The sequence below is a fragment of the Vibrio sp. HB236076 genome, from assembly GCF_040957575.1.
Taxonomy (GTDB): domain Bacteria; phylum Pseudomonadota; class Gammaproteobacteria; order Enterobacterales; family Vibrionaceae; genus Vibrio.
The window spans coordinates 1,534,543-1,546,423 of record NZ_CP162601.1; the positions used below are offsets into that span (position 1 = coordinate 1,534,543).

At 41.4% G+C, this 11,881-nt stretch carries 19 protein-coding genes; 17 read left to right on the top strand and 2 right to left on the bottom strand.

Annotated features, from left to right (window positions below; all coding sequences use genetic code 11):
- The first annotated feature begins 92 nt into the window (after nucleotides 1–92).
- The 17 genes from AB0763_RS06625 to AB0763_RS06705 all read left to right on the top strand — a co-directional run bounded on the left by AB0763_RS06625 (nucleotide 93) and on the right by AB0763_RS06705 (nucleotide 10,359).
- Nucleotides 93–680, top strand: a complete 588-nt coding sequence (locus tag AB0763_RS06625; protein ID WP_306099960.1) for a single-stranded DNA-binding protein — start codon at nucleotides 93–95, stop codon at nucleotides 678–680.
- A complete protein-coding gene (locus AB0763_RS06630) occupies nucleotides 681–1,040 on the top strand; it encodes a RusA family crossover junction endodeoxyribonuclease (RefSeq protein WP_306099961.1) in 360 nt (119 codons plus the stop codon).
- 12 nt (nucleotides 1,041–1,052) lie between these two features.
- Nucleotides 1,053–2,696 carry a toprim domain-containing protein gene (locus tag AB0763_RS06635; protein ID WP_306099962.1) on the top strand — a complete coding sequence of 548 codons (1,644 nt, stop codon included), beginning with the start codon at nucleotides 1,053–1,055 and terminating at the stop codon, nucleotides 2,694–2,696.
- The gene (locus tag AB0763_RS06640; RefSeq protein ID WP_306099963.1) at nucleotides 2,696–4,747 is read left to right on the top strand and encodes a DNA polymerase; all 2,052 of its coding nucleotides are present in this window, start codon (nucleotides 2,696–2,698) and stop codon (nucleotides 4,745–4,747) included. The genes AB0763_RS06635 and AB0763_RS06640 overlap by 1 nt, the downstream gene beginning before the upstream one ends.
- Nucleotides 4,748–5,070: 323 nt before the next feature.
- Nucleotides 5,071–5,502, top strand: a complete 432-nt coding sequence (locus tag AB0763_RS06645) for a TerB family tellurite resistance protein (protein WP_306099964.1) — start codon at nucleotides 5,071–5,073, stop codon at nucleotides 5,500–5,502.
- A gap of 163 nt (nucleotides 5,503–5,665) precedes the next feature.
- Complete coding sequence (locus AB0763_RS06650) at nucleotides 5,666–5,893, top strand: hypothetical protein (RefSeq protein ID WP_306099965.1); 228 nt, start codon at nucleotides 5,666–5,668, stop codon at nucleotides 5,891–5,893.
- Nucleotides 5,886–6,731: an exonuclease gene (locus AB0763_RS06655; protein WP_306099966.1), complete on the top strand. Its 846-nt coding sequence runs from the start codon at nucleotides 5,886–5,888 to the stop codon at nucleotides 6,729–6,731. Before AB0763_RS06650 ends, AB0763_RS06655 begins: the two co-directional genes overlap by 8 nt.
- Complete coding sequence (locus AB0763_RS06660) at nucleotides 6,716–7,216, top strand: hypothetical protein (protein ID WP_306099967.1); 501 nt, start codon at nucleotides 6,716–6,718, stop codon at nucleotides 7,214–7,216. The genes AB0763_RS06655 and AB0763_RS06660 overlap by 16 nt, the downstream gene beginning before the upstream one ends.
- Nucleotides 7,216–7,485: a hypothetical protein gene (locus AB0763_RS06665; RefSeq protein WP_306099968.1), complete on the top strand. Its 270-nt coding sequence runs from the start codon at nucleotides 7,216–7,218 to the stop codon at nucleotides 7,483–7,485. Before AB0763_RS06660 ends, AB0763_RS06665 begins: the two co-directional genes overlap by 1 nt.
- Nucleotides 7,486–7,608 carry a hypothetical protein gene (locus AB0763_RS06670; RefSeq protein ID WP_306099969.1) on the top strand — a complete coding sequence of 41 codons (123 nt, stop codon included), beginning with the start codon at nucleotides 7,486–7,488 and terminating at the stop codon, nucleotides 7,606–7,608. It begins immediately after the preceding gene.
- Between the two features lie 11 nt (nucleotides 7,609–7,619).
- Nucleotides 7,620–8,213, top strand: a complete 594-nt coding sequence (locus AB0763_RS06675) for a deoxynucleoside kinase (protein ID WP_306099970.1) — start codon at nucleotides 7,620–7,622, stop codon at nucleotides 8,211–8,213.
- On the top strand, nucleotides 8,206–8,418 hold the full coding sequence (locus tag AB0763_RS06680) for a hypothetical protein (protein ID WP_306099971.1): 213 nt from the start codon (nucleotides 8,206–8,208) through the stop codon (nucleotides 8,416–8,418). Before AB0763_RS06675 ends, AB0763_RS06680 begins: the two co-directional genes overlap by 8 nt.
- Nucleotides 8,408–8,695, top strand: coding sequence for a hypothetical protein (locus AB0763_RS06685; protein WP_306099972.1), 288 nt, complete (start codon nucleotides 8,408–8,410; stop codon nucleotides 8,693–8,695). Before AB0763_RS06680 ends, AB0763_RS06685 begins: the two co-directional genes overlap by 11 nt.
- A complete protein-coding gene (locus AB0763_RS06690) occupies nucleotides 8,695–9,282 on the top strand; it encodes a deoxynucleoside kinase (RefSeq protein ID WP_306099973.1) in 588 nt (195 codons plus the stop codon). The genes AB0763_RS06685 and AB0763_RS06690 overlap by 1 nt, the downstream gene beginning before the upstream one ends.
- 130 nt (nucleotides 9,283–9,412) lie before the next feature.
- Nucleotides 9,413–9,700, top strand: a complete 288-nt coding sequence (locus tag AB0763_RS06695; RefSeq protein WP_306099974.1) for a hypothetical protein — start codon at nucleotides 9,413–9,415, stop codon at nucleotides 9,698–9,700.
- 14 nt (nucleotides 9,701–9,714) lie between these two features.
- Nucleotides 9,715–9,897, top strand: coding sequence for a hypothetical protein (locus AB0763_RS06700; RefSeq protein ID WP_306099975.1), 183 nt, complete (start codon nucleotides 9,715–9,717; stop codon nucleotides 9,895–9,897).
- Nucleotides 9,898–9,945: 48 nt separating this feature from the next.
- Entirely contained in the window at nucleotides 9,946–10,359 is a 414-nt protein-coding gene (locus AB0763_RS06705) for an HNH endonuclease signature motif containing protein (RefSeq protein ID WP_368642858.1), read from the top strand.
- 679 nt (nucleotides 10,360–11,038) lie between these two features.
- On the opposite strand, the gene AB0763_RS06710 is transcribed toward AB0763_RS06705, so the two are convergent.
- Nucleotides 11,039–11,527 (bottom strand): hypothetical protein, encoded by a 489-nt coding sequence (locus AB0763_RS06710; RefSeq protein ID WP_306099976.1) that lies wholly within the window; start codon nucleotides 11,525–11,527, stop codon nucleotides 11,039–11,041.
- A 100-nt stretch (nucleotides 11,528–11,627) separates the two neighbouring features.
- Entirely contained in the window at nucleotides 11,628–11,840 is a 213-nt protein-coding gene (locus AB0763_RS06715; protein ID WP_306099977.1) for a hypothetical protein, read from the bottom strand.
- Nucleotides 11,841–11,881 lie beyond the last annotated feature (41 nt).

Here is an 11,881-nt window from a genome sequence, read left to right on the forward strand (position 1 = left end):
ACAATATTACATTGATGAGTATGGTGTTGTTCACTCATCAAACCCTCGCAAAGAAGTTGAAAACAATAACAACCAAAAGGAGTAGATACTTAATGCCATTTAAGATCGTTTACGCAAAGAAAGAACTAGCAGGTATCACACTTACAGGTTACGTGAATATCGGTAAGCCTGATACTTACGATCCAGATAAACCAACCTTTAAGTTCGCTACTGAATTGAACGGTGAGTTGGCCGAAAAGCTTATTAGTGCTATCGACTCAACACTTGAAGAACAAGCGCGTGAACTTGGTGCTAAGCCGTCCCCTAAGCGTCCTTACAAGCGCCTTGACGATGGTTCTGTAGAGTTCAATTTTAAGGTTCGTCAGTTCGAGGAAGGTGAGTATCCTTTCAAAGTATGGGACATGAAAATGAACCCTGTAGTTGAAGTCCCAAACCTAACAGCTGGTACGGTTCTAAATCTGAACTTTGCGTTTTATGTATCAGAGTTCCGAGGTAAGGCTTTCATTCAGCTTCAACCTACACATATTCAGATCAAAGAAGCCAAGATCTACGAAGGTGGCGGTAACGCACCAACATTTGGTGCAGGTGAAGGTTATGCAGTAGAAGATGGAGAAGGTGCAGCTCCAAGCTTCGGTGGTCGTTCTGAGGCTCAAGACGACGAAGATTATGGTGACTTCTAATTGGTAGATCGCTTTAGCGTTCGTATTAAGCCACTGTCCACCAATGAAATGCACTTAGGCCGTAAGGTGGACAGTGCTAAATACCGAAAATGGAGCGCACAAGTCTGTAGACTTCTCCCGCCTGTCAAAACGCTCCAAGTTGACTTTACAAAACCTATCGCAATCCACGTTGATGCTATTTTCCGTAACCGCCTCTCTGATTTAGACAATATTTGGAAGCCTCTGCTAGACGCTATGCAGAAGGCATACCCTGAGTTTAATGACAACAAAGTCGTGGTTATGTCTGCAACCAAGTACATCACGAAGGATGAAGACGAATTAGGTTACGACATCAAGCTTTTCAATACGAAAGAACCTTAAAGGTATCCGTCAATGGCTCAAGAAAGTAATTTCTTACGTAAAGAGCCATGTCCTGAATGTGGCTCAAAAGATAACTTAGCTCGTTATGATGACGGTCACGCTCATTGCTTTACGAATGGTTGTAAGTATTACGAGCCTCCAACCAATGAGCAAAACAAGAAATCAAACAAGCAAAGTAAACCTAAAGAACCTTCAACGAATCAGCGTAAGGAATTTAAACCTCTAGATGGTGAGGTACGTGCCTTAACTAAGCGAGGAATCCGCGAGGATACCTGCAAGAAGTACGGCTACAAGATTGGTCGTATGAGTGGCGGTGAGTGGGTTCAATACGTTGAGGTTCGAGATCCTTTCACTCGTGAATTAGTAGCTCAGAAGATCCGCACCGAGGACAAGAAGTTTCTCGTTAAGGGTAAGCTGACAGGTGAGTTGATAGGTTCTCATTTGTTTTCAGGAGGTCGCAAGTTAATCATCACTGAAGGTGAGATTGATATGCTGACCGTCTCACAGGTGCAATCTAACAAGTATCCTGTGGTTTCCCTTCCTAATGGTATCAATTCTGTTAAGAAAACCATTATGAAGAACCTAGATTATCTAGGTAACTTTGAAGAAATCGTTATCTGTTTCGATATGGACGAAGTTGGGCGTGAAGGAGCTATTGAGGCTGCTGAGCTGCTCATTGACCATAACGTCAAGATAATGAACTTACCGCTCAAAGACGCCAACGAAATGCTTTTGGCTGGTCGTACAGAAGAATTGGTTAACTCTATCTGGAACGCTCAAGAGCATCGCCCTGATGGTCTATTGCCAGTTGAAGATCTCGTTGAGGCTGCTCTTAAACCCTTACCTAAAGGCTTACCTTGGATTTACAACGGCATGAACGATTCTAGTAATGGTCGTCATTTCGGAGAGATCCATACAGTAGGCGCAGGTACAGGGGTAGGTAAGACAGACTTCTTATGTGCTCAGGCTGACTTCGATATTAGACACTTACACCAAAAAGTAGGTTTGTTCTTTATGGAGAATGACCCAACAGAAATACTTCAATATCTTGGAGGTAAGGCGGATAAGCGTCTCTATTATGAAGCAGGGCATCCAGATCAATTAGATTTAGAGGCGCAAAGAAAAGCATATAAGAAATACGCTGGCCGCTGCTTTATCTATGACAACTTCGGTCTTTGTGATTGGCAGAAGGTTAAAGTAAAGATTCTTTATCTAATCGGTAAAGGTTATCGGATCTTCTACATTGACCATCTTACTGCATTAGCTACAGGTGGAGATAAAGACGAGAAGAAAGAACTAGAAGATATTATGGCTGATATTGCAACCTTTGCGAAACGTCATAGTGTTCTATTTCATTTGGTCTCTCACTTATCAACGCCTGAAGGTAAATCACACGAAGAAGGTCAGCGTGTAAGTATTAAACACTTCAAAGGTTCACGAGCTATTGGTTTCTGGTCACACGCAATGTATGGCTTTGAGCGAGACCAACAAGCAGACGATATTAATATTCGAAGCATTACAACAATACGCCAATTAAAGCGAAGAAAGTTTGGTAAAGGGGTAGGTAAAGTTACCCGTATTAAATATGACCCAACAAACGGTATTGCTTCAGAAGTAGGTGAAACTTACCAAAACTCTCAATCAGAAGATTTCTAATGAATGAAAGACTTTGTTATGACATTGAGACGGACGGATTAATTGAAGAAGTAACTAAACTTCACTGTATTGCAATTATTAACGTAGATACTTTAGAAGAGGCTTTATATGCTGATTCTTTAGTGATGATGACTCAAGGCACAATTAAAGACGGCCTTGAACGTTTAAATAAAGCCAGCCTAACTTTAGGTCATAATATTATTAAATATGACCATCCAGTAATTAAAAAATTAACTGGCTGTGAACTTCCTAAAGATAAATCTTTCGATACTTTAGTTGCAAGCCGTCTCGTATTTTCAAATATAAAAGACATTGACCAACGTAATTCTGGCAAATACACGCTAGGTAAATCATTTGGTTCTCACTCCCTAGAGGCATGGGGTATCCGCTTAGGTGGACAACAGAAGATGGAATACGCTCCTGTTATAGACCCTGCTCAACCTGTCTATGACCCCAAGGTCAAACCTAAAGACGCTAAGAAAGACCCTCGATGGAAAGGCAGTATATTTACGCCAATGATGGGCGATTACTGTATGCAAGACGTTCGAGTTAACGTTGAGCTGTTCCTTCGATTAGAACGAAAAATACGTCAACTAGGTTATGAGCGTTCAATGCTTCTAGAACATGAAGCTGCTTGGGTTCTAGCTCAACAAGAGCGTAACGGGTTCAAGTTTGATGAAGATAAAGCAATCAAGCTCTTAGGCCGCTTAGCTGGACGCAGAGAGTATCTATACAACAAACTCATAGAGACCTTTGGGGGGTGGTGGGTATCTGATGGTGTGCTTGTTCCATCACGTACACTTAACTATAAAGATCCAACTAAAGCATCACGTGTTCAAGGTGCTCCCTTCACAAAGGTGAAGTGGGTTGATTTCAACCCGTCCTCTCGTAGACACATCATTAAAGTTCTTACTGATCGTGGATGGACTCCACAAGAGTTTACTCCAAGCGGTGAAGCTAAGGTTGATGAAACGATTCTAAAAGAGCTGGACTTCCCTGAAGCCCGTCTCATGGCTGAATGGTTTCTCGTTCAAAAGCGTTTGGGTCAGCTTGCCGATGGTAATCAAGCCTGGTTGAACACGGTACATCCTGACGGTTTCATTCGTGGCTCAGTTAACCCTAACGGAGCTGTAACAGGGCGAGCAACACATAGCTTTCCTAACGTGGCTCAAGTGCCGTCATGTAGTGCTGAATATGGGGCTGAGTGCCGTGAATTGTTCACTGTCCCTGATGGTTGGTGCTTATTGGGTTCGGACGCTTCAGGCTTAGAGCTACGCTGTTTGGCTAACTTCATGGCTCGTTATGATGACGGTAAGTACATTGATGTTGTACTTAACGGTGACATCCATTGGTCTAATGCTCAAGCAGCAGGCTTTATACCTAAAGGCACTATCAGAGATCCCCACAACCCAATCCACGAGGAGGCTAGACGGAAAGCAAAAACATTTATCTACGCCTTTTTGTATGGCTGCGGTGCTGAACTAACTGGTCAGCAAGTGGGATGGACTGAAGAAGAATATCTCAACTGGAAAGCTAAAGGTGCTCACAAGCCGATTATTAACAGATTCAAGCGTCAAGGTAAGCCTTGGACTAGAGAGAAGATCTGCAACATTTTGAAAGGTGAAGAAGTACAGAAGAACTTTATGAAAGGTCTTCCTGCTTTAAAGAACCTAATTGATGAATGTAAAGAGCTCCATAAAGAGCAAGGGCACATTGAAGGCATTGATGGCCGTCGTATTTATACACGCTCTGCTCACGCAAGTTTAAATACCTTATTACAAGGTGCAGGTGCTTTAGTTTGTAAAGCTTGGATTGTTGAAATTGAGAAATTAGCAATTGCTGAAGGATTTAAACACGGTATTGACGGTGACTTTATGTATTGCGCATGGGTACACGATGAAGTCCAAATAGCGTGTAGAACAAAAGAAATAGCTGAACATATTGGTCAATTATGCCAAGCGGCTATGACCAAGGTTGAGAAGGATTTTGGTTTTGTTTGCCGTCTGGATGCTGATTTCGATATAGGTAAATCATGGAAAGAAACACACTAGAGGTTAATTAAATATGTTTGGTTTTTTTGACCGAAAGAAAAAAGAACGGAAGCGTAGAGAGTCAAATAACGGGAGTTTGAAGACTCTTTATTGGCGGAATGAAATGAGCCATTTAGATGTTGAAAGTTTTAGTGGAGGAAGTTCTATTCGTAGTTCTTCCTCTTCATCTTTCTGCTCATCGTTTTCAGATTCTTCCTCTTCATCTTTCTGCTCATCGTTTTCAGATTCTTCGTCTTCAGATTCTTCGTCTTCAGGTGGCTTCTCAGATTAAGAAGTCACTTCAACCTAATTCAAATTAAAAACAAATAGAGAGGTATTGAATAATGTTTGGTCTATTCAAGAAGAAAGCGAAAGCAGCACAAGTAACACTTCACAAAGTAGAAAACCGTGATCTGATGGAAGCTATCGTAGCAGCTGCTGTCTTGGTTGCTCATGCTGATGGTGACTGCTCTACGGCAGAGCTAGAGAAACTAGACAACATTATCTCTGCGAACGACAACTTAGCTCATTTTGGCTCAGAGATCGGCAAGACCATCGACAAGTACGCTGCTATGTATGAAGCGGGTGCGCGTCTAGCCAAGATGAAACTAATGAAAGAGATCCGTGACGTTGACAATGACGAAGCTCAGAAAGAAGAAGCATTCATTATCGCTATCGAGATTGCAGATGCAGATGGGGAGATTGATGAAGCTGAACTAAGCGTTTTACGTGAGATCGGTAAAGCATTAGGTCTAAACCCTGATAATTATATTTAAGCTCAATGAAGTACCTTAACTCCTTATTCCTTTTAGCGTTATCAACGCTTTTATTTTCCATTCTTGTAAACACCGTGACTCTTTTATTAGGTCTTAGTTTATATATCGCAATTACTCTAGGTGTTTATTTCGTTTACAAAATTTATACACGTGGTTTTTATAAATGAAAGAGTGCGTTCGTATTTCGGGAGGAATGACTCCTATAGTAACTGATTATAAATTATTAGACGGAGGTAAGAGGGCTCTTTGCTTAACAGAAAACAACATTGTTCTACTTGCTGAAGTTCGATACTGGATTTGGAGATCTATTGAAGAAACTGAAAAATACTTCAAAAGCTGCTCAGAAGCTCTTTGGGCTTTTAATACCTTAAAGGAGACTTTCGGTGAGTAAGATACCTAAATTGGGACTATTTGATTTAGATATATTTGCGTTTCAGGCGAATGCGTCTTCTATGGAAGAGGTTTATCTCCAAAACGGTGACGAGTATGTCTGTTTAATGACCAACATGACTCAGGCTTTCGATAGTGTCAAAAGACGCATCGAAGAGTTGCGAAAGGAGTTGAAGTTGGATGTTGTGATCATGTGTTTAACGGATAGTGTTAATTGGCGTAAAACCGTCCTACCTAGCTACAAAGAAAACCGCAAAGATGTTCGAAAGCCTGTTGGTTTACAGGAGCTAAAGAAGCGCCTTAGTGAACATTATGAGACATACATTAGGCCAACATTGGAGGCTGATGATGTTATGGGAATTCTAGCAACTTGGGATCAGTTCTATCCTGACCATCGCAAGATAATTATCAGTGAAGACAAGGATATGAAGACTCTGCCAGCATGGATTTATAACCCAGCTAAAGACTTTGAACCTTGGTTCAACTCTCCAGAAGAAGCCGATCATTTCCACTTATGCCAGACCTTAGCAGGTGACGTTACTGATGGATATTCAGGGTGTCCTTCTATTGGAATGGAGACTGCCAATCAGCTGCTCAAAGAAAACCTAATGTTTGAGTCTTATGAGCATGTGTTCAAGTCAGGTTCTCGTAAAGGGCTCAGTGAGTCTAGATGGAGAAAGGTCGAAAGTCCTTCTAAATGGGCTACGGTTGTTTCTTGCTTCAAGAAAGCTGGCCTTAACGAATCTGCTGCGTTACAGCAAGCACAGGTCGCACGTATCTGTCGAGCAAGTGATTATGATTTTAAGAACAAAAAGGTGAAGTTATGGCATCCGAACTAAACATTGAATGTCTGGGAAGCTTTGTGCTTCGTCATTGGTGGGGCAATCCGAAAGGTTTGGAGGTGGGTAAACGTTATGTCTTATTCAGACCTTCTTCTAGCTCAGTCAATAAACATGAACCGTATTTTTTAGATGACAATGGAGTTCCCAGATCAGTCTACAACGGAGATTGGTGTAAACGTGAAGAGGTTAAGACTGTTTCACTAAAGTCAGCCGAAAAGATTATCAAACATTATGAAAATGGAGAATTCAACATGAACGAGAGCATGTCAGAGCAGCCATCCCCGAAATTAACATTAACGTCTCAGGCTGTGATCCCAGAAGTGATGAAAGACCTTACAGATCGTTTAGCAAAAGGAATGGATACCTATGGCGTCCCTTTAATGAGTAATAACGGCCGAGACGCTCTTAAAGATCTATACGAAGAGTTATTAGATGCTGCTTGTTACGTTAAGCAGGTAATGATGGAAAAGCAGGAGGTTTAATGGTGTCTTTTATTCTTAAAGGCTTATTGAATTTCATTATACGAGCTTTGATGAAAGAGGCTGCTAGTGAGTTAAATAAAGCACTCAAAACAGAAGAACAGGTTTCAAAGCTTGAAAGCAAAATTGAAGCTACACGTAAAAAAGTAGCGGAAAAAACAGATAAGGCAGCTCAGGTTCAAAACCTAGTTAATAAACTGAAAACCGCTACAGAAAGCGTAAATTTGAACGAAATTCGTGAACAAAAGGTGAATCAAGAAGAGGGTAAGTAAATGCGTCCTTCTTATTTTAAAAAGCGCGAGCGTTTTGATGATATGGAAGAGCTTGATAGAAAGAAAAACAAGAGAAAGCGTAGAGATCGTCAATTTGCACGTGAGGTAAAGCGTATGTTTTAAAGGAGATAAAGTTGTACATTGCCATTGAAGGTAATATTGGGGCGGGAAAGTCTACTGTCCTAAAGCCTCTAGCTGATCTATTGGGCTTTGAAATTATCCAAGAAGGTATTGAAACCGATAAGGGTTTCCAAGAATGTTTAGCTGCCTTTTATGCCTCTGGTTCTAAGAAAGACTTCGATGATATGCAGGTTTATTTGGCGAATTATAGAGCGGGTTTGGTTAAGAACCTCGACCCAAATAAGAACTACATTATGGAGCGAAGCCTCCAAGGAGCAGTTCTATTCTGCTTGGCTGAGAACCATACTGATACTGCAACATGGACTCTTCAAAACTTCAAGCATGTTCCCCAACCGTTTCATTACTTATACCTAGATTGTCCTGCTGAGACTTGCCTTGAGCGTATCGCAGTGCGTGGTAGAGAGTGTGAACAATCAATCCCACTTGAATACTTAAAGAGAGTTGAGAAATCACATCGAGATTGGGCTTACATGGGCGAATGGGCTGGCAAAGTCACTGTTGTTGATTCTAGCAAACAAGTAGACCTTGAGGCATTAGCAGAGACCGTAAAGACTGTTATCAAAATCAAAAGGCTATCTAATGCCTGACTACTGGAATGCAAATGAGGAAGGCTTGCTGTTCTCTTCTCTGAACCACGGGCAGCTCGCTTTAAAGTCCCTCCAGCGTTGTCACTTATCTCACTCACACCCACAAGCAAAGATCGCAATAAAGAAATTACATGAGGCTAATTTGCTTGTGGAGCGTGTGCTGCGAGATCCTTTCAACAAACAAGGAAAACAGAATGATTTTTAAGGTACATACTTTAGTTAAACTCATTGTTAATCGTAAATTAGAAGGCTTTAAAATTATCTCTGATGAAGAGAAGGTTAAATCAGGTAAAACTTTTAATACCTTGGTGTTTCAGTTCGAAGGGAAGCTTTACCGCGTAGATTACCAAGACGTATATTGGCGTTCTTATACTGTTGGTCTTTTAGGTGCTGAAGGTACAAAGATTGATTGTCCAGTTGTTTACCCAACGGAACGCACAGAGATTATTTATCTAACTGAAGAAGAGATGAAGAACCGTTAATGCCATATATTACCCTTGAAGGTAACGTTGGGGTAGGTAAGTCAACTTTACTTCACCGTCTCGCTGACGAACTTGGATGGGAGGCGGTGGAGGAAGGCATTGAGTTTGATGCTGGCTTCCAATCGTTACTAAAGGAACGTTATGAAAATCCTACGCCTGATAACGTAGCAAGGCTACAGCTGTATGTTGCCAACTTTATGGCAGATCGTATAAACCAACTAGACCGCGATAAGTATCATGTAGTTGAACGCTCAGTATTCGCAACGGAGTTATTTAGTTTGGCCGCAAACCGTCCAGATATTATTGATGCTCTAGCTGGTCATGTTCTACGTGTTCCTGCGCCTGAATTCTACTTGTATCTGTCAGCTCCTCCACGTCTTTGTCTTGAGCGCATTCGAAAACGAGACCGCACAGGCGAGGGTGAAGGGGTTACGTTAGAGTACCTTCAGACTCTCCATGATATTCACGAACGTTGGTTTAACATGATGCACTTGCTAGGCCGAGCTCAGAAAGTAGATGCTTTCGATTATCCAGACGTGAAGAAATTGGCGGAGGCAGTGAGAGCGAGGGTTTATACTAAGTTCTGATTTCCTTCCAGAATAAGCCTCAAAGAAGCTCAAAAAGTAACCTCCCTTCGTATTAGAGAGGACGTAAAGGTTATTAGGTATTCCTATATAAACACCCACGTTCTTAAACAGTCAATTAAGGAGGTTATTAATGAATATCACGTTAAGAGACCTTCTTCCTATCGTTATCGTTCCAGTTGCTACTTGGATGATGTCTACGTACTCCTTCACGGAAATCATGAAGGAGCGTATGGATTTAGCCACTAAAGAGCGTCAAGAGATAAGCCAGAAGGTAGATAAGGTCGTTACGCTTCAGGGTGATCAAGAGGTTCGTATCCGTTTGCTAGAAGACGGTCAAGGTGAGCTAGAACTCAAGGTAGACAAGATCGAGAACAAAGTGTTTTCAAAGGAGTATAAAACTACAACTAATAACCAATAAGGAGGAGGTACAAGGTGAAAGTTAAGAATAAACAAGGGATGGTCTTTGAGGTATCTGAGGAGCACTACGAAACCTATAAGCAATTCCTTGAGCCAGTAGGCGATAAGCCTAAGAAGCAAGTAAAGAAGAAAGTAGCGAACACACGTAAGACTAAACCTGCTACTGATACAGCTACTAAAGAGGAAGCTGAAGATTAACCTTCATTTTAATATGGGGGCTTACTTCTACAGCTTTGACTCAAACCAATGAAAAAGGTATGTGCATCGGTAGGATGCAAGAAAGTTACCACGTCACGTTACTGCAACAGCTGCAAGATACAAGAAGAAAACAGACGTAAAGAAAACGCTAAGAGCAGGGCAAGGTCTTCTGCTGAGCGTTACGATGATAAGTATAAGAAGTTCTACGGTTCATCCAAATGGAAAGAACTGCGCACTAACAAACTTAAAAAAGACCCGCTATGTGAGGATTGTAAGTCCAATGGGTTCATTCGCGCAGGCATGGACGTAGATCATATCGTTGAGATTAAGGACGACTTTTCTAGAAGATTAGACATGACAAACTTAAAGACGCTTTGTCGTTCATGTCACGTAGCGAAAACCTCAAGAGCTCGTAGAACAAGAATTAAAAATAGTAGCTCGAATGAAAATCGCTGGATCTGAAAGAGGGCGGAAAAACAGCACTTTTAGGTTTTCCTTAGATTTTAAGTCTGATGATCGTTATAGAAACTTTTAGAACTTTTTACTTGCAACTCTAGGCCGACTTGATCTCGGTCTTTCTTCTGTCTTGGAGCTGTGCGGTAACGTGGCGGAGGTCTAAGTGATTCAAGCCTCTAAGTTTTAATATAGAGGCTTTAACTCCCTGTTTCTACAGACGAAATCGTCTCATAGTGGGCTGTCTTGGAGGAACTACGAGAAAAAATGATCTCATAGTTATCTGAATGGCTTCTCTAAGCCTCTCTAAGATTCTTTAAAGGATTAACTAGTACCGTCCTATTAGTTAATCACTTAAAGCGTCTTATATGGCTTTACAGAAAGAATCTGATACACACGCCAACGCTATTCTAAACCCCTGATTCTAGGGCGTGTATCGCTGCGTGTTGGTCTTGGTGGTGGGAGGTGGGCGCAAGGTATAGCCTTGTGATCAAGACCGTTAGAAGGGCTTACAGGCTCTTAGCGAGGTAAACGCTAGAAACGAAAAAAGCGTCCACAAGGGACGCCTTTAATTAATTCTTTGTGATGATCTCTATGAGTTTCTTTATTGCTTGTCCTTTAGGTGCTTTGACCTCAAGGTCACGATAGATAGCAAGCTCAAGACCGTTATCAACTGTTACAACTACCATTACAGAACAACCTCCATTTTGAACATGCTCACAGCATCAACAGGAGAGATCCAACGGTTAACGATGTTCCCTAGCTTGTTACATTCGAAAATCTTCGTTTCGATCTGCGCACGTTTTTCGCGTGTGAAGTTTTCTCGGAAGTGGTTCAAGCATTGCTCAATACTTGTGAAATCTCTTCTAACATCCCACAGTTCACCATTAAGTTTTGTCTCAATGATAAAGCTGTTTGCGTCTTTAGGGATTACGAAAATATCAGCCATAAGCCATGTATAAGCATCGTTAGCTTCTACAATGTCCAGACGCTTAACAAGCTGGTTAACGTTCTCAGTGTGTAGGCGTAGACCCTTTACAGAAAGAAACTCATTGATAGCGTCTTTTGTGTGTCCGTATTCGCTTACAGGAAGGACAACAGGATCATTTTGGCCGTGTAGTGTCAGGCGGATTTCTTGAGTGTTGTGAAAAGTTTTAATGTTTAGTGTGTAACGCATGATTAACGTTCCCTTTGTGTGTGTGTGTTTTGATGTGTATGAGATTAATTTATCTCAATGGTTAAATCAATACTATTATGAGACCTTTTTGTCTAAGTGATCATTTAATGTCCATCACTTTCTCAATGAGCTCTGCTTGCTTCTTAACCTTATTCATTTTTGATTTGAGCGTGTTGTGCTTCTGATTAAACAGTTGCTCAACCTTGTACACTGGGACAGGCTCAGAGAACGCAGTGATCAGGGCATTCTGAACAGTTTCATCGCTGTATAAAGCTTTTATAAGTCTTTTGAGTTGTGCGCTGTTTAGTTTCATAAAGTCCTCATAATGGGAGGCTCTGCGCCTCCCTGTGTGGT